Origin of the sequence: Spiribacter aquaticus (assembly GCF_007625215.1) — a bacterium.
Lineage (GTDB): Bacteria > Pseudomonadota > Gammaproteobacteria > Nitrococcales > Nitrococcaceae > Spiribacter > Spiribacter roseus.
On record NZ_VMKP01000002.1, the window covers coordinates 562,058 to 578,538 of the forward strand.

19 protein-coding genes, 1 tRNA gene and 1 pseudogene are annotated in these 16,481 nt (G+C 66.9%); 17 read left to right on the forward strand and 4 right to left on the reverse strand.

The annotated features are described in order from the left end of the window. Window positions 1-19: 19 nt before the first annotated feature. Window positions 20-1,342, reverse strand: a complete 1,323-nt coding sequence (pabB, locus tag FPL11_RS06160; RefSeq protein ID WP_200833574.1) for an aminodeoxychorismate synthase component I — start codon at window positions 1,340-1,342, stop codon at window positions 20-22. Window positions 1,343-1,433: 91 nt separating this feature from the next. Between pabB and FPL11_RS06165 the strand changes: the two genes are divergently transcribed. The 15 genes and pseudogenes from FPL11_RS06165 to FPL11_RS06235 all read left to right on the forward strand — a co-directional run bounded on the left by FPL11_RS06165 (window position 1,434) and on the right by FPL11_RS06235 (window position 12,130). After that, entirely contained in the window at window positions 1,434-2,177 is a 744-nt protein-coding gene (locus FPL11_RS06165; protein ID WP_144347848.1) for a YebC/PmpR family DNA-binding transcriptional regulator, read from the forward strand. A gap of 5 nt (window positions 2,178-2,182) precedes the next feature. Continuing rightward, window positions 2,183-2,710 (forward strand): crossover junction endodeoxyribonuclease RuvC, encoded by a 528-nt coding sequence (gene ruvC, locus FPL11_RS06170; RefSeq protein ID WP_110882513.1) that lies wholly within the window; start codon window positions 2,183-2,185, stop codon window positions 2,708-2,710. After that, the gene (ruvA, locus tag FPL11_RS06175; protein ID WP_144347849.1) at window positions 2,707-3,312 is read left to right on the forward strand and encodes a Holliday junction branch migration protein RuvA; all 606 of its coding nucleotides are present in this window, start codon (window positions 2,707-2,709) and stop codon (window positions 3,310-3,312) included. Before ruvC ends, ruvA begins: the two co-directional genes overlap by 4 nt. 24 nt (window positions 3,313-3,336) lie before the next feature. Beyond that, window positions 3,337-4,380, forward strand: a complete 1,044-nt coding sequence (gene ruvB, locus FPL11_RS06180) for a Holliday junction branch migration DNA helicase RuvB (RefSeq protein WP_110882511.1) — start codon at window positions 3,337-3,339, stop codon at window positions 4,378-4,380. A gap of 66 nt (window positions 4,381-4,446) precedes the next feature. Then, complete coding sequence (tolQ, locus tag FPL11_RS06185) at window positions 4,447-5,127, forward strand: protein TolQ (RefSeq protein ID WP_110882581.1); 681 nt, start codon at window positions 4,447-4,449, stop codon at window positions 5,125-5,127. 41 nt (window positions 5,128-5,168) lie between these two features. Beyond that, on the forward strand, window positions 5,169-5,585 hold the full coding sequence (gene tolR, locus FPL11_RS06190) for a protein TolR (RefSeq protein WP_144347923.1): 417 nt from the start codon (window positions 5,169-5,171) through the stop codon (window positions 5,583-5,585). Between the two features lie 12 nt (window positions 5,586-5,597). Beyond that, window positions 5,598-6,485, forward strand: a complete 888-nt coding sequence (tolA, locus tag FPL11_RS06195; RefSeq protein ID WP_144347850.1) for a cell envelope integrity protein TolA — start codon at window positions 5,598-5,600, stop codon at window positions 6,483-6,485. A gap of 73 nt (window positions 6,486-6,558) precedes the next feature. Further along, entirely contained in the window at window positions 6,559-7,866 is a 1,308-nt protein-coding gene (tolB, locus tag FPL11_RS06200; RefSeq protein ID WP_144347851.1) for a Tol-Pal system beta propeller repeat protein TolB, read from the forward strand. A gap of 36 nt (window positions 7,867-7,902) precedes the next feature. Beyond that, window positions 7,903-8,457 carry a peptidoglycan-associated lipoprotein Pal gene (gene pal / locus FPL11_RS06205; RefSeq protein ID WP_144347852.1) on the forward strand — a complete coding sequence of 185 codons (555 nt, stop codon included), beginning with the start codon at window positions 7,903-7,905 and terminating at the stop codon, window positions 8,455-8,457. Between the two features lie 25 nt (window positions 8,458-8,482). Further along, on the forward strand, window positions 8,483-9,301 hold the full coding sequence (ybgF, locus tag FPL11_RS06210) for a tol-pal system protein YbgF (RefSeq protein ID WP_159308445.1): 819 nt from the start codon (window positions 8,483-8,485) through the stop codon (window positions 9,299-9,301). Between the two features lie 132 nt (window positions 9,302-9,433). Then, window positions 9,434-10,282: a phosphate/phosphite/phosphonate ABC transporter substrate-binding protein gene (locus tag FPL11_RS06215; RefSeq protein ID WP_144347854.1), complete on the forward strand. Its 849-nt coding sequence runs from the start codon at window positions 9,434-9,436 to the stop codon at window positions 10,280-10,282. Window positions 10,283-10,388: 106 nt separating this feature from the next. Beyond that, window positions 10,389-10,571, forward strand: a pseudogene (locus FPL11_RS10280) (ATP-binding cassette domain-containing protein); the annotation flags it as partial. 100 nt (window positions 10,572-10,671) lie between these two features. Beyond that, on the forward strand, window positions 10,672-11,169 hold the full coding sequence (locus FPL11_RS10240) for an ATP-binding cassette domain-containing protein (RefSeq protein ID WP_159308443.1): 498 nt from the start codon (window positions 10,672-10,674) through the stop codon (window positions 11,167-11,169). After that, window positions 11,166-11,987 carry a phosphonate ABC transporter, permease protein PhnE gene (gene phnE, locus FPL11_RS06230; RefSeq protein WP_144347857.1) on the forward strand — a complete coding sequence of 274 codons (822 nt, stop codon included), beginning with the start codon at window positions 11,166-11,168 and terminating at the stop codon, window positions 11,985-11,987. Before FPL11_RS10240 ends, phnE begins: the two co-directional genes overlap by 4 nt. A gap of 67 nt (window positions 11,988-12,054) precedes the next feature. After that, a tRNA-Lys gene (locus FPL11_RS06235) sits at window positions 12,055-12,130 on the forward strand. A 69-nt stretch (window positions 12,131-12,199) separates the two neighbouring features. Here the strand turns inward: FPL11_RS06235 and FPL11_RS06240 are convergent. The 3 genes from FPL11_RS06240 to FPL11_RS06250 form a co-directional block, all read right to left on the reverse strand. Then, window positions 12,200-12,643 (reverse strand): type II toxin-antitoxin system VapC family toxin, encoded by a 444-nt coding sequence (locus FPL11_RS06240; protein ID WP_144347858.1) that lies wholly within the window; start codon window positions 12,641-12,643, stop codon window positions 12,200-12,202. After that, window positions 12,643-12,888 (reverse strand): type II toxin-antitoxin system Phd/YefM family antitoxin, encoded by a 246-nt coding sequence (locus tag FPL11_RS06245; protein WP_144347859.1) that lies wholly within the window; start codon window positions 12,886-12,888, stop codon window positions 12,643-12,645. Before FPL11_RS06245 ends, FPL11_RS06240 begins: the two co-directional genes overlap by 1 nt. Window positions 12,889-13,372: 484 nt before the next feature. Next, a complete protein-coding gene (locus FPL11_RS06250) occupies window positions 13,373-13,606 on the reverse strand; it encodes a hypothetical protein (RefSeq protein WP_144347860.1) in 234 nt (77 codons plus the stop codon). A gap of 138 nt (window positions 13,607-13,744) precedes the next feature. Here FPL11_RS06250 and FPL11_RS06255 point away from each other — a divergent pair, with 138 nt between their 5' ends. Continuing rightward, complete coding sequence (locus tag FPL11_RS06255) at window positions 13,745-15,721, forward strand: sensor histidine kinase (RefSeq protein ID WP_159308442.1); 1,977 nt, start codon at window positions 13,745-13,747, stop codon at window positions 15,719-15,721. Then, window positions 15,722-16,417, forward strand: coding sequence for a response regulator transcription factor (locus FPL11_RS06260; RefSeq protein WP_144347862.1), 696 nt, complete (start codon window positions 15,722-15,724; stop codon window positions 16,415-16,417). Window positions 16,418-16,481: the final 64 nt, after the last annotated feature.

Here is a 16,481-nt window from a genome sequence, read left to right on the forward strand (position 1 = left end):
CGTTTGATTATCTGCGATTTCACCCTACCACTGCCAGCAGCCGGCGAAAGGCCGCCGCCTTGGATTCAGTCTCATCAAATTCCGCGCCGCACTCCGAATCGACGACCAGTCCGCCGCCGGCGCGATAGTCGAGCATCCCGTCGCGGGCGGTCATCGTGCGGATGGCGATGCTGGTGTCCATCGCCCCGTCGGCGCCGAGATAGCCGATGGATCCGCAGTAGATGCCGCGCGGCTCACCCTCGAGCTCATCGATGATCTCCATGGCACGGTATTTGGGGGCACCGGTGATCGATCCGCCCGGCAGGCAGTCGCGCAGCAGATCCGTGGCCACCCGGTCGGCGCGCAGCCGCCCCACCACGGTGCTAACCATATGGTGCACCGTGACAAACGACTCCAGCGCGAACAACCGCGGCACGCTCACCGACCCGGTGCGACAGGCCCGGCCCAGGTCATTGCGCAGCAGATCGACGATCATCAGGTTTTCGGCGCGGTCCTTGGCACTGCTGAGCAGCTCGTCGCGGCGTGCCGCATCGGCGCGCGGATCCACCGCCCGGGCCCGCGTGCCCTTGATGGGCGCGGTCTTGACCCAGCCGTCGCGCAGTTCCAGAAACCGCTCGGGCGAGCCGCTGAGGATCGGCCCACCGGCGAGCTCGAGGTAGGCGGCGAAGGGGCCGCCGGCCGCCTTGCGGAAATCGCGGTAGACCCCCAGCGGGTCACCGTCGAAGGGCGCCTGCAGCCGCCGCGCCAGATTGACCTGATAGCAGTCACCGGCATGCAGATAGTCGCGGACCCGGCGGAAGGCCCGGTCATAGGCCGCGCGGTCCGGGGTGGCGGCGGGCTCGCCGGTGGGCCACCAGGCGCCGGGGGCCTGCGCGGGCCCGGTCGCCAGCCAGTCGGCGACATCCGCCGGGGGATCGCCGGCCAGCCAGGCGCAGTGCTGCTGATGGTCCAGCACCAGCGCCCAGTCATACAGCCCCACCGCCATTTCCGGCATGCCCGCATCGCGCGTTGTCTGGCCCTGCAGGCGCCGGCCCAGCTCGTAGCTGAAATAACCGATGGCCCCGCCGGCGAACGGCCCACTCGCCGCCACCCTCGGGCCCAGCGACTCGTGCAGCAGCGCCAGCGGGTCCGCTGTCCCCAGATCGTCCCCGTCACCCCCCTCGCCGGGCAGCCAGCGCGTGCGCCCGTGGCGGCTGACCAACTGGCCGCGCGGGGCGGCGCTCATCACGCTGTAGCGCCCGCCGGCGGCGCCATCCAGCCATACCGGTGCCGGCAGGCGCGCGCGCAGCGCCGCGAAGGTCATGAGTGCCGAGCTCGGAAACGCAAGGGGGATCTGGGTCACAGGTTGTCAGCCAGCCATCGGTGCCGGGTTTGCGGACATGGTAATGTGAACGCCTCGTGAACACGATCATTCGGCCGAATCGAGGGGGATCATGGCAGGTCACAGCAAGTGGGCGAACATCCAGCACCGCAAAAAGGCGCAGGACGCCAAGCGCGGCAAGATCTTCACCAAAATGATCCGCGAGATCACGGTGGCGGCGCGTCAGGGCGGCGACGACCCCGATGCCAACCCGCGCCTGCGCCTCGCCGTGGACCGGGCCCTTGGCGTGAACATGCCCAAGGACAAGATCGACAAGGCCGCCGCCCGGGGTGCCGGCAATGATGAGGGCACCGCCTATGAGGAGGCCCGGTTCGAGGGCTATGGCCCCGGTGGCATCGCCATCATGGCCGACTGCATGACCGACAACCGCAACCGCACGGTCGGCGAGATCCGCCACGCCTTCAACAAGCACAACGGCAACATGGGGACCGATGGCTGTGTCGCGTTCATGTTCCAGCAGCGCGGCGTGATGCTGTTTCCGCCGGACACCGACGAGGACACCCTGATGGAGGCCGCGCTCGAGGCCGGCGCCGAGGATGTCATCGCCAACGATGACGGTTCGTTCGAGGTCCTGACCGCGCCCGAGGACTTTCCCGCCGTGCGCGACACCCTGACGGACAATGGCCTGACCCCGGCGGACGCCGAGGTGACCATGCGCCCCGAGAACACCACCGAGCTCGATGATGATGACGCCCGCAAGGCGGTCAAACTGATCGAGCGGCTCGAGGACCTGGACGACGTCCAGCACGTCTACACCAACGCCGAGCTCCAGGCCGCCGCCTACGAGGACGCCTGACCGGCATGGCGGCGGCGGGCGGTGAGCGACGCATACTGGGCATCGATCCGGGATCGGTGCGCACCGGCTTCGGCATTGTCGCCGTGGACGGGGCGCGCAGCCGCTATATCGCCAGCGGCGTGATCCAGGCCGGCAGCGGCGCGTTCGCTGAGCGCCTGCACACCATCTTCGCCGGGCTCACTGAGGTGATCGCCGAGCATGCCGCCACGGAAAGCGCCATCGAGGAAGTCTTCGTCAACCGCAACATCCAGTCCGCGCTCAAGCTGGGCCAGGCCCGCGGGGCGGCGATCTGCGCCTGTGCCGGCGCCGGCCTGAGCGTGGCGGAATATAGCGCCCGCGCCATCAAGCAGGCCCTGGTGGGCCGCGGAGGGGCCGAGAAGACCCAGGTGGGTTATATGGTGCGGACCGTGCTGGGGCTTCAGGGCGAGCTGCGCGAGGACGCCGCCGACGCCCTGGCCGTGGCCCTCAGCCACGCCCAGCATGACCGGTTCCGTCGCCAGATGGCGCGTTCGTCACCCGGGGGTGCGGCATGATCGGGCGGCTGCGCGGCACGCTGATCGACAAGCAACCGCCCTGGGTGGTGGTGGACGTGAGCGGCGTGGGCTATGAGATCGAACTGCCCATGTCGAGCATCTACCAGCTGCCGGCCAGCGGCGAGACCGTGGTCCTGCGCATCCACCAGGGGCTGCGCGACGAGGTGCCGGTGCTCTATGGCTTTTACACCGAGGGCGAGCGCGGCCTGTTCCGTGCCCTGATCCGGGTCAATGGCGTCGGCCCCAAAATGGCCCTGGCGATCCTCTCCGGCATCAGCGCCGAGGAATTCCGCCGCTCCGTCGAGCAGAAAGACACCGCCACCCTCACCCGCCTGCCCGGCATCGGCAAGAAGATCGCCGAGCGCCTGACCCTGGAGATGCAGGACCGGCTGGATGGACTGGGCAGCGCGGCGGGCGGCCTGCCCGGTGCCATCGCCGGGGCCGGCACCGCGCCGAGCGCCGACGACCCGCGCGCCGAGGCCAGCGCCGCGCTGGTGGCGCTGGGCTACAAACCCGCGGAGGCCCAGCGGCTGCTGCAGGGGATCGAGGCCGAGGACAGCGAGCAACTCATCCGCGCCGCCCTCAAAAAGGCGGTACGCTAGCGCCAGGCAGCGACCCGGGACGCCATGATCGACAACGACCGCATTATCGCCAGCAACGCCGCGCCCGATGACGAGGCCGTGGATCGCGCCATCCGCCCGCGGCGGCTTGCCGACTACATCGGCCAGCAGGGCGTTCGCGAGCAGCTCGAGATCTTCATCGGCGCCGCCCGCGGTCGGGCCGAGGCGCTCGACCACGTGCTGGTGTTTGGTCCGCCCGGGCTCGGCAAGACCACCCTGGCGCACATCATCGCCCAGGAGCTGGGCGTCAACCTGCGCCAGACCTCGGGCCCGGTCATCGACCGCCCCGGCGACCTGGCCGCGCTGCTCACCAACCTCGAGCCCGGGGATGTCCTGTTCGTCGACGAGATCCATCGCCTCTCGGCGGTGGTTGAAGAGGTCCTCTACCCCGCCATGGAGGACCAGCAGATCGACATCGTTGTCGGCGAGGGGCCGGCGGCGCGCTCCATCAAACTCGACCTGCCGGCCTTCACCCTGGTCGGGGCGACCACCCGCGCGGGGCTGCTGACCTCGCCCCTGCGCGACCGCTTCGGCATCGTCCAGCGGCTTGAGTACTACTCGGTCGACGAGCTCACCACCATCGTCAACCGCTCCGCCGGGCTGCTCAACCTGAGCATGGCCGCCGACGGCGCCACCGAGATCGCGCGCCGGGCGCGGGGCACCCCGCGCATCGCCAACCGCCTGCTGCGCCGGGTGCGCGATTACGCCGAGGTGCGTGCCGACGGCCGCATCAGCCGCGCCGTGGCCGCCGACGCCATGGACATGCTCAAGGTCGATGACAGCGGCTTCGACATCCAGGACCGACGCCTGCTGCACGCGATCATCGACAAGTTCGACGGAGGCCCCGTCGGCGTCGAGAGCCTCGCCGCCGCCATCGGTGAAGAACGCGGCACCATCGAAGACGTCATCGAGCCCTACCTGATCCAGCAGGGCTTCGTGCATCGCACGCCGCGCGGCCGCATGGCGACGCGCAACGCCTATGCCCACCTGGACATCCCGGCGCCACCGCGCATCGATGACCCCAACGGCGAGCTGTTCCGCCGCTCATGAGCCGGGCCGCTTGCGCCGTTCCCCGCCGGTCGTTAGTGTTTTCAGGCATTCTGCCAGGGGATGCCCATGACCGTTGATCTGTCCATTACCCAACTCATCGCCGAGGCCAGCCTGGTCGTCCAGCTCGTCATGCTGGTGCTGCTGCTCGCCTCGATCAGCTCGTGGGCGATCATCATCCGCAAGGCCCGGGAGCTGCGCCGCGCCCGCGGCGGCGCGGAGGCGTTCGAGGACAGCTTCTGGTCCGGCGGCAACCTGACCGAGATCTATCAGAACAGCGAACAGCCCGACATCGACTCGGGCGGTATGGAGCGGATCTTTCGTGCCGGGTTCCGCGAGTTCAGCCGCATGCGCCGCCAGAGTCCCGCGCCCGAGCCCGTCATCGAGGCCGCCCAGCGCGCCATGCGGGTGGCGCTCAATCGTGAGATGGACCGTGTCGAGCAGTCGGTGCCGTTTCTTGCCACGGTCGGCTCGACGAGTCCGTATATCGGCCTGTTCGGGACGGTCTGGGGCATCATGAACGCCTTCCTCGCCCTGGGCGCCATGCAGCAGGCAACGCTCGCCACGGTCGCCCCCGGCATTGCCGAGGCCCTGATCGCAACGGCGCTGGGCCTGTTCGCGGCGATCCCGGCGGTGATCGCCTATAACCGCTTCGCCAACCAGTCCGAGCAGATGACCAACCGCTACGAGATGTTCATCGACGAGTTCACCGGCATTCTCCAGCGCCACCTGCAGGCCGGCGCATCGTGAATCCCCAACCCGCGCGACGGCGGCGCAGTCGCCGCAAGCCCATGGCCGAGATCAATGTCGTCCCGTACATCGACGTCATGCTGGTCCTGTTGGTGATCTTTATGGTGACCGCACCGCTGCTCTACCAGGGCGTGGAAATCGACCTGCCGCAGTCAAGCGCCGAGCCGATGCCTCCGCAGGAACAGGAGCCGGTGATCGTCGAGGTGGACCAGCAGGGGCGCTACTACCTGAGCGTAGGCGAGCAGGATGACGATGAGCCGGTCAGTGCCGAGGACGTGGTGCTGAACGTGACCGCCGTCATGCGCACCCGCCCCGACACGCCGGTGTTCGTGCGCGGCGATGGCGATGTGGCTTATGCCCGCGTGATCGATGTCATGACCGCCCTGCAGCGTGCCGGGGTGCCGCAGGTGGGGCTGATGACGCAACCGTCGGGGGATACCCCGGCCAACAGCGGCTAGGCCCGCGGGCGCATGGGCAGGGTTGGGGACATCGGCCTGTCGGTGCTGGCGCACGCCTTGCTGTTCGGCCTGTTTGCGGTGAGTTTTCAGATGACCGGGATCACCGATCAGGCCAACCCCGGCACTGAGCAGAGCGTGCAGGCGGTGGCCGTGGAAGAGGCCGAGGTCCAGCAGGCCATCGAGGCACTGGAGGCAGAAGAGGCCGCCGAGCAGCGCCGCCGCGAAGAGGAACTGGCCGAGCTGGAAGCCGAGCGCGAGCGTGAGGCGGAACGCCTGGCGGCCGAGCGCGAGGCCGCCGAAGCCGCCGAACAGGCCCGCCGCGAGGCGGAGGCCGAGGCCGAGCGCCAGCGGGAAGCGGCCGAGCAGGCCCGTCGCGAGGCGGAGGCTGAAGCTGAAGCTGAGGCCGAGGCCGAACGCCAGCGCGAAGCCGCCGAGCAGGCCCGTCGGGAAGCGGAGGCCGAAGCTGAGGCCGAGCGCCAGCGCGAAGCGGCCGAACAGGCTCGTCGCGAGGCAGAAGCCGAAGCGCAGCGCCGCGCCGAGCGTGAGGCTGAGGCCCAACGCCAGGCCGAGCGCGAAGCCGAGGCCCGGCGCCAGGCCGATGCCGAGGCCCTGCGTGAGGCCCGCGGCACCTACGACGCCGCCATTCGCCAGCGCGTCGAGGGCACATGGACCCGCCCCGCCGGTATCCCCGACGGGCTGAGCGCCCTGGTCGCGGTGCGCCTCGGCCCGGGTGGCATCGTCCTGTCGGTGGAAGTCGCACGCTCCAGCGGCAACGCCGCCTTCGACCGCTCGGCGGTGACCGCCGTGCGCCGCGCCGACCCGCTGCCCATGCCCGATGACCCCGATCTGGCCCAGCCCTACCGCGAGGGCATCGAAATGGTCTTTGCCCCCGATGCCTGAAATACGCCGCACATCCTCCATCCGTTAGGATAGGATCCACACAGGCCCCCATGGACAGGCAGAATATCGCCCAATGAAGTCACTGATCGCCGCCCTCCTACTGGCAGTGCTCGCCCTACCCGCCGCCGCGCAGGTCCGCATCGAGATCAGCGGCGGCGAGGCGGCCGCGCTGCCCATTGCCGTCGTGCCCTTCCAGATGCAGGACGCGGCCGAGGGCGATGCCCCCGATGTCGACCTGGCCGGGATCATCCGCGACAACCTGTTCCGCAGCGGGCTGTTCGCGCCGCTCGACCCGGACAACCACCTCAGTCAGCCGAGTCGGCTCGAGCAGGTGCGCTTTCAGAACTGGCGCGCTCTGGGTGCCGATACCGTACTCATCGGCCGCATCACCCCGCTCGACGGCGACGCCTATCGCGTGCGCTATGAACTGCTGGATGTCTACGCCGGCGAGCGCATCGCCGGTCAGCGCTTCCGCGTGACATCGGCGGGGCTGCGCAACCTCGCCCACACCATCAGCGATCAGGTGTTCGAGACGCTGATCGGCCGGCCGGGTGGGTTCAATACCCGCATCGCCTATGTCGAGGAGACGGGCACGGGGGATGAGCGCTCGCACCGGCTGATGGTGGCCGAGGCCGACGGCCACCGACCCCAGACCATCCTCACCTCGAGCGAACCCATCCTCTCGCCCGACTGGTCGCCGGACGGCGAGCGCATCGCTTATGTCTCGCTGGAGTCGGGGCGGCAGTCGCAGATCTACGTGCAGAACGTCGCCACCGGCGAGCGCACCGCCCTGCCGTCGTTTGACGGCATCAACAGCGCCCCGGCCTGGTCACCGGACGGCGAGCGCCTGGCGGTGACGCTGTCCCGCGACGGCAATCCCGATGTGTTCATCCTTGACCCCGATGGCGACGCTGACCCGCGCCCCATCACCCGGCACTTCGGCATCGACACCGAGCCGGCCTGGTCGCCGGATGGCGAGACCCTCTATTTCACCTCCAACCGCGGCGGCAGCCCGCAGATCTACCGCCAGCCGGTGAACGGCGGCGATGCCGAGCGGGTCACCTTCGATGGCAACTACAATGCCAGCCCCAGCGTCTCGCCCAACGGCCGCTTCCTCACCTTCGCCCATCAGCGCGACGAAGGCTTTCAGATTGCCGTGCTCGATCTCGAAGACGACATCATGCGGGTGCTCACCGATGGTCCGCTCGACGAGTCGCCGAGCTTTTCGGCCAGCAGCAGCATGATCGCCTATACCCGCGATACCGGCGACGCGACCGAACTGGCCACGGTGTCGGTGTTCGGCCGGGTCCAGGGTGGACTGACCGAGTTTGACAACACCGTGCGTGAACCCGACTGGGGTCCGCTGCCGTCCGCAGACTGAACCCCTGCCCTTTTCTGACTGAATGGAGATTCTCTCATGCGCTCACTCCGACAATGGCTGACCCTGCTGGCCCTGACCGCCGTACTGGCCGGCTGTGCCACCACCGACGATTCCATCGATGATGCCGAAATGGCCGAGATCGATCAGGCCGCCGCCACCGAGGCCGAGATCGACGCCGAAGAAAGCGCGGCCGCCGCAAGCGGCGCCACCGCCAGCGGCAGTGTCTCAGGCGAGCCCCTCGACGACCCGGACAGCGCCCTGGCCGACCGGGTGGTCTACTTTGAGTACGACAGCGCCACGCTGAGTGACGAGGCCATGGCCCTGATCGAGGCGCACGGCGAGTACCTGGCCCGCAACAGCGACCGTCAACTGCTGGTGGAAGGCCACACCGACGAGCGCGGCGCCCGTGAATACAACCTCGCGCTGGGCGAACGCCGTGCCGAGTCGGTCAAGCAGGCCCTGCTGATCGCCGGTGCCGACGACGCTCAGGTCGATGTGGTGAGCTATGGTGAGGAAAGCCCGGCGGTGAGCGGCAGCAATGAATCCGCCTGGGCCGAGAACCGCCGCGCCGCCCTTGTCTACGAGCGCTGATCCGATCCCGCAGGAGGTACGCCCCATGACCGGTACCCAAAGCCGCCGCCCGATTCTGGCCATCGCCGTGGCCCTTTCGATGGGCACCGCGCTGATCGTCCACTCCCCCGGCAGCGGGGCGCAGACCCTCGAGCGCCGGGTTGATCGGCTCGAAGACCGCGTCTCGGGCCAGGCCATGATGCGGATGATGAACCAGAGCGAGCAGCTGCAGCGCGAGGTCACCACCCTGCGCGGCGAGATCGAGCGGCTGCAACGCCAGATCGACGACATCCGCAGTCAGCAGCGGGAGCTGTATCTGGACCTGGATGGGCGGCTGCAGGCACTGGAATCAGCCGGCGACGAGGAGGCGACCCCTGACGGACCTGCGGCAGGTGAGCCCGCCCCGGCTGATGCCCGCGAAGACCCAGGGGGCGAAGCACAGGCCGATACCGGCGCGAGTGACGGCGGCGACGCCGAAACCGACAGCGCTGACGCCGCGGCCCGTGAGGCCTATGACGCCGCGTTCAGCGAGCTGCAGGCCGGTCGCTATGATACGGCTGCCGACGCGTTCAGTGCTTTTCTCGACAACCACCCCGAGGCCGACCTCGCCGCCAACGCCCGCTACTGGCTGGGTGAGTCGCACTATGTCGTCCGGGATTTCGACCGGGCGCTGGAGGCGTTCGAGGCGGTGATCGACAACCACCCGGAGAGCCGGAAACACCCGGATGCGTTGCTCAAGGTCGGCTACGTCCACCTCGAACAGGGCCGCGAGGAGGCGGGGCGTGAGGCTTTGCAACAGGTGATTGACGAGTTTCCTGACCGCACCGCAGCCAACCTGGCCGAGCAGCGCCTCGATCAGCTCTGAGGGCCGGCCCTCCGGGCATCACACAGGTTTCATCATCGTGTCATAAGCGGCCCGCATCCTGACGTCTTTCACTCAGGAAGCGGAGCAAAACCATGATGAAATCGATGCTGAACGGCGGCATGGCCGCCACTGATGATCAGTGGCGGAATAATTGGGACGGCCGTTGCCGACAATCACCCGGCTGACGTCTGTCCGTCCACACTGTCGATGGCCGATACCGGTATCGAGGGGATGGGCACGCTCGAAGAGGCCTTTGCCCCTTTCGCGGAGGACTTCGAAGAGATGACCGGGGTGGAGCTTGAGCTTTACTTCATCGCCAACCGCACCGCCGCGGGAACGGCGCTCCAGTACGATGAGGTTGATCTGGTCTTCGGCGGGCCGTCCGAGTTCGTGCTCTTCGAGGAGCTGACCGACCTGGATGTGCTGTTCTCCATCGTCCGTCCCAACTACGGATCAAGCTTTGTCGTGAAGGCTGACAGCGGCATCGAAGAGCTCTCTGACCTCGAGGACAAGCGCATCGCGCTCAAGGATGTTGGCTCGACCTCCGGGCACATCTTCCCCTCGAAAATGCTCGCCGACGCCGGGCTCAACCTTGATCAGCTCGACATCGTGATGGCGGGTGATGCCCGTGTGCAGGTCCTGATCAACGATGATGTCGACGCCATGGGCGGCGGCAACAAGGACTGGGACGCCGTCCGCGAGCAGGATCCGGACACCGAGTACCGTCTGCTGGCCCAGACCGACACGCTGCCGGGTGACCCGGTCATCATGCGGGCCTCACTGCCGCAGGACTGCCGTGATGCCCTGCGCAGCACCCTGTCCGAGAACACCGATCGTGTCTGGGACTCGCTGACCTCCACCGAGCGGAACGCCGATAAGTTCATCGAGCGCGATGCCTACATCTCGTTCGAGACGGACCCGGCGATCTACGACCAGGTCCGCGAGGCCTACGACGCCGCCGGCATCCCGCTCGGCGAATAACCGTCAGTTGCTGGTCGGTGCCGTCCCCGGGCGGCCCGGCCCCGTTCACACCCGATCGCCCCGACACCGTTGGGGCGATCGGTCGTTGTTATGCAGGCACGCTTGTATGAGCGATCACGAAAATCCCGTCAGCGTCGACTCGCTGCATGTCCGCTATGGCCGCCTGGAGGTGCTCAAAGGCGTTACCTTCGACATCCACAACGCACAGGGCGTGGTCCTGCTGGGTGCGAATGGTTCGGGCAAATCAACGCTGATGCGCACCCTCAACGGTCTCGCCCGCCCCCAGTCCGGCGAAATCCGGGTCAACGGCGAGTCCGTCACGCAAGCGCGACGGCCGCAACTGCGCGTTCAACCTCGTCCCGCAGCTCACGGCTTTTCAGAACGTGCTGATGGGCGTTCTTGGCCAGCGCCGGTTCGGACTGATCAACTGCGTCAGCGGGTTTGCCTCCAACAACGACCGCGAAGCGGCCATGGCCTGTCTCGAACGGGTGGGACTGGCGGACCGCGCAGGCAATCGCCCGACACAACTCTCCGGCGGTCAGCAACAACGCGTCGCGATCGCCCGAATGCTCATGCAGTCGCCGACGGTCGTCATCGCCGACGAACCCATCGCCAGTCTTGACCCGCGAGGGGGCCGCGAGGTCCTCGACCTGCTCTGGGAGATCGTTCGCGAGCGCAACCTCGCGATGCTCTGCACGCTTCATCAGCTCGAGCTGGCAAGGGACTATGCCGACCGGATCATCGGGCTGAAAGACGGCGTCGTCGCCATTGATGAAGCCGCCAGCCAGGCCGACGAGATACGTCTGAACGATCTCTACCAGCGCGCCGGTGATGCGCCCGCCGGTTTTGAAGACGCGGCACTGACACCGGAGGCCAGCGCATCATGAAATCCGCCGTAACAAGCCATCCCCTACCGCCCCGGTTCCGCCGTCCGTCGCCCATCGTCTGGGCGATCGGTCTGGGATTTTTCGCGTTTTTCATCCAGGGCGTCATCGCCGCCGACATGACGCCGGAGCGGCTCGTCGCCGGCGCCGGCAATCTGGTGCGATTCCTCAGTCAGGCCATTCCGCCCGACTACAGCGGCGCCGGCGGCATCGCCTCGGCAATGCTCGAGACGCTGAACATCGCCATCGTCGGCGTCACCTTCGGATGCCTATTCTCGGTGCCGCTGGGGTTGCTCGCCGCCCGCAACACCAGCCCCAACCGCGTCGTCCATGCCCTGGCCCGACTCATCATCGCCATCGCACGGACCATCCCCGACCTGATCTGGGCGCTGATCTTTGTCGTCGCCGTCGGCCTCGGGCCGCTGGCCGGCATCCTGGCCATCATCATGGACACCATCGGCCTGGCCGCGCGTTTCTACTCAGAGCGATTCGAGGAAGTCACCGAAGGCCCCTCGCAGGCGCTTACCGCCACCGGCGCCGGCCGCATCTCGGTGATCTTCGGCGCCGTCATCCCGGAGAGTTTTGCGTCGATGACCGCCGTGTCCCTGTTCAGCGTCGAGAAAGCGATCCGATCGGCGGTCACACTGGGCCTGGTGGGCGCCGGCGGTATCGGTGTCGAGCTGTCGACGGCGATGCGACTCTTTCGCTATGACGAAGCCGCCGCCGTCATCCTGTCCATCCTGGTCGCGGTCATCGGGTTCGAACAGCTTTCCTCGGCGATCCGCCGACGGATCATCGGCAGCACGGGGGCGATGGGTTGAACCCGGCCCCGGCGGCCGCTGCATTATTGCCGCCAGGGTCGGTGCCGTCGTATCATTATTGCCCTTCGGGTCGTTAGCTCAGTTGGTAGAGCATCGGACTTTTAATCCGCTGGTCGCAGGTTCGAATCCTGCACGACCCACCAGCCTTCCCCTCACTGACACGCCTCGAGGCCGCCTTTGACCAAGCGCTGGAGCTCGGTCTGATAAGGACCTCAGAGCTCGTCGGCTTCCGCCCCCAGGATCTGGCAGTCCACGCCGAAGGTATTCGCGGCTATGGCCAATGGCCGATCGGCGGTGAGAAGGCAGCTCTCTTGTTGGGCCGCGGCCGCAAGATGCAGGGCGTCCAACGTTCGCAAATTCGTTTTACGTGACGACAACCAACGCAGGGCTTGATCAAAAACCTCCACGGGTATGGGCACAGGTCGGTAGCGGCCGGCGGCAATATCGTTTTCCAAGGCAGATTCAATACGGCGAGCCTGTGATTCGGTGATTTCACCCATGCGAGCCCAACGGGCGATTGCTGAGGCTGTCTCGACCCGGACCAAAGGGCTCAATCCAATCTGCCCGGCTTGACGCAGGAAGATCAGCTCCACAGCAGTGCTATTCACCTCCGAGCGATAGAACGGCAGAACGGCACTGGTATCCACGTAAAGCATCAGCCGCGTTCGTCTTCCTCTCTTAATGCACGCACCGTGTCCACTGCCGTTCCCTGCATCGGCGGTATGCCCTCGCGGAGCGAGGCCCTGGAGATGAAGGGAGCAGCGTCTTGTGCCTCGACCCGTGTCATGCGTGCGACCGGCTTGCCATGACGCAGAATCGTAATCTCTTCGCCTCCCTTCTCGACCTGTGTCAGCAGACTGGCGAAGTTTTCCCGAGCGTCTCGCACATTGATTTCTTTCATTGATTACCCTTCAATCTCTTGTGTACATCTTTAGCGTACACAGGGTTCCCCTCGCTTTCAATGATGCTCACCCCGTGACTAAAGCTGATCTGGGTGCACGACTTCTATTGGCCTCGCCCTCGGCGCGCAATGCTCGACAGGGCTACGGGTGATCCCCGAGTGCCTCGATGGCGCCTACATGTCGCGCCTTCCGGTAGTAACGCTCATCCGCCGTGATCAGTCGCACACCCGGATTTGTGAGGGCAACCGCGTGGTACATCGTCTCGAAAAGGTGATGCTGGAGCTGGACGGAGAGTCGGCTCGCCTCCTGATAGACATCATAAAACCGCGGCCACCTCCGTTGTGAAATGCGGGGGCTGCAGAAAACGCACGTCGCCCGAACAACTCAGCCGCAACCACCGCAGCGCGTTGGTGGCGTGCCTCTCGTCATCGCTGTCGCGCAAGAACCACTTGACCGCGACGCCGGCATCGATCACAACAGGAGTCACGGTCGTCCGGTTTGCCTTGCCGCTCGGATATCAGCCTGATAAACCCCTGGCGCCGTGTCCCGTCGTGCGAGAATCCGGTCCACTGCCTGGCAATGCCGTTGGCGCCGCTGTTCACGTTCCACCGCCTCGCGCATCAAATCCGAGATTACGGCGCTTTTGTTCCTCCCCTTAAAGGTCTCGTTGAACGCTTCCTTCACTTCCTCGGGGACGCTGTAGTTGACGCTACTCATGGCACAGGCACCAGATTATAGAAATTCTCTATGAAATAGCATCGTAAGGGTCGATTGAATACCCGAGAGCCACTGAGAGTTTCGGCGCCGCCGGGGCTGGACAATCATATCTTCAGGGCGCACAAAACAGGGATGGACATGAGTGCGGAGACAACGCGACGGGCAAGCGGGTGGCAGGTGCTGCTCGGGGCGTTGCTCTGGCTGGCGACACCGGCGGCACTGGCAACCATCGCGGCCGATCAGGACCCGGCGCCAGGCGGGCAGCAAGGCGCTTCGCCAGCGGCGGGGCGGGCGGAGAATGTCGCCACACCCCTTCCCCATCGACTTCGCTACTGCCCGGCGGGCGTCACGCTGAACACCCCGGAGGCACTCGCGGGCTGTGACCTTATCCAGCGCCCCGCCGAACAGGGCCAGCGCTTCGACAACAGCCCGCAGCTCATGCGACTGACCCTCACCAATCCCAGCGCCACACGCCGGGATGCCCGGCTTTTCATCGGGCCTTACTATCTGGCCTCGATCGAGCTCCTCCGCCCCGCCGCTGCCCCGGCAAGTGGGTTCGGCTCCAGGCCATTCATCCCCATCGGCGCGGGCGGCGCCTTTGCCGGCGGTGGCGGGGATAGCGCGGCCATCGGCGGGCATGTGTTTCCGGTGACCCTCGCCCCCGGGACGAACCCGTTCCTGCTGCGTGTGGAGGCGCCCGGCTTTGCGCATCTGTCGATCCGCGCCGATCTGCAGGGCAACGCCGACCTGGGCCAGCCCCCCACTCCGGCGGTACTCTCCATCGGGATGCACCTGGGCATGCTCGCCGCGCTGGCGGGGCTCGCGCTGGTGCCGATGGGGCTGCGGCCCGGGCCGGTGAGCAACCGACTGTTCCTGTTCATCAGCGTGATTCTTCTGCAGTTCAGTCTTGGCAGCGGGGTACTCCCCACGCTTGTGCCCGCCCTACCCGGTCAGCCCGTCATGACCGTGTTCATGATCCTGATCATGCTGCGTTTGGCCGCCTGGGGCTGGCTCTATCAGGCGTTGATCCAGCCACACTACGATCGCCTCTGGTACCGACTGGGGTGTTGGCTAAGCTATGCGATCGCGGGCGTGGCGGCTCTGCTTTATGTCGTGGAATGGCTGGTGGCGGCGCGGCTGCTCAGCCTGCTGCTGGTCCTGGGGGTGCCGGTGCTGCATACCGTGGCCGGCCTGCGATCGGCCATCCGGGTGCGGATTTTCAAACACGCGCTGGTGGGCTCGCTGATCTTTTACGATCTGCTGCAGATCCTCGCCATTGTGCTGCTGATCACCTACAGCGGGCAGTCGGACCTGCCGGTGATCATCTCCCGGGTGCTCGATCTCGCCATCCCGCTGCTCGCGATCGGCACCGTGCTGCTGCGCAACCGCGCGAGCGACCGGCAACTCGCCACCGCCGAGCAGGATCTCGCCCGCAGCGAGGCGCAACTCGCCGCACAGACCGCGGCGCGGGAGGATAAACGCCTGCTCCTCGACATGCTCACCCACGAGATCCGCAACCCGCTCGCCACCATCAACCTCGCAAGCCGCGCCCTGCAGGGCCAGACCGAGGCCGCTGAGCCGAGCGTCCGGCGCCGGTTGATCAACATCGACCGCAGCATTCGCGCCATCGATGCGGTCATCGAGCGTTGCGATCTGCACAACCGCATCGAGGAGAGCGGCATCACCCCGGAGCGGCGGGCGGTCAACGTCGACCGACTGATCGAGTCGCTCATCGAGCGCTTCGGGGTGCCGGACCGGGTCCGCATCGACGGTCCCGCTCTGCCGAGTGTGAGCACCGACCCCCAACTGCTGGAAACCCTGCTAGGCAATCTGCTGGACAACGCCATCAAATACTCGCCCCCCGGCAGCCCCATCGAGATCACGCGATGCCGGAACTGGGGCGTGCGGGTCAGCAATACCATCGAGCCGGACATGGCCCCCGATCCGGACCGGCTTTTCGAGCGCTACTACCGCCATGCCCATACACGTCGGCTGGGTGGCTCGGGACTGGGCCTCGCCCTATCGCGCCGGATTGCCGAGCTGCTCGGGGGCAACCTCGTGCCACGGCTCGATGAGCGCCGGATCGACTTCGAATTCCGTGTGGAGGGCCACTGAATGCGCCACGAAATCGTCATCGTCGAGGATGATGCCTCGCTGCGTGAGGAGCTCGCCTATCTGTTCGAGGACGCGGGCTATACCGTCCATCAGGCACTCAACCTCGACGGGCTGCTGGATGTGCTGCGGCTCCACCCGGTGCGGCTGGTCATCCTGGATCTCAACCTGCCAGGGGTGAGCGGCTATGAGATCGCCCGCCAGTTGCGCCAGACCCAACCGGGCATCGGCATCATCATGCTCACCGCCCGCTCGCGCACCGCGGACCGGGTCAAGGGCTACGGCACCGGGGCGGATATCTACCTCACCAAGCCCGCCGACCCCATGGAGCTGACCGCCGCCGTGGCAAGCCTCAGCCGGCGGCTGCTGGGCGAGCGCAACGTCAAGGGGCTGGCACTGGACTGTCTGCGCGGTGAACTCAGCACCCCCGGTCACCCGGCGGTGGAGCTGACCCCGGCGGAGACTTTCATCCTGCGCACCCTCGCCCTCGCGCCGGATGCCACGCTGGACAGTGGCGAGCTCATGGATCTACTGGAGGAGAAATTCCCCGAGCGCAGCCGCACCCGCCGGTCACTGGAGAACACCATCAGCCGCATCCGCGGAAAGGCCGCCGACAAGCTCCCGGAGAGCGCCAGCCTGATCCGCTCGGTGCGCGGGCTCGGCTATCAGCTCGGGATGCCCGTCCAGCTCGTCGACTGACATCCCTGCCGGGCTGAGAGACATTGAGAGCCTTGCGCTCCGGCCCTGTGGTCTACTCGAGCAT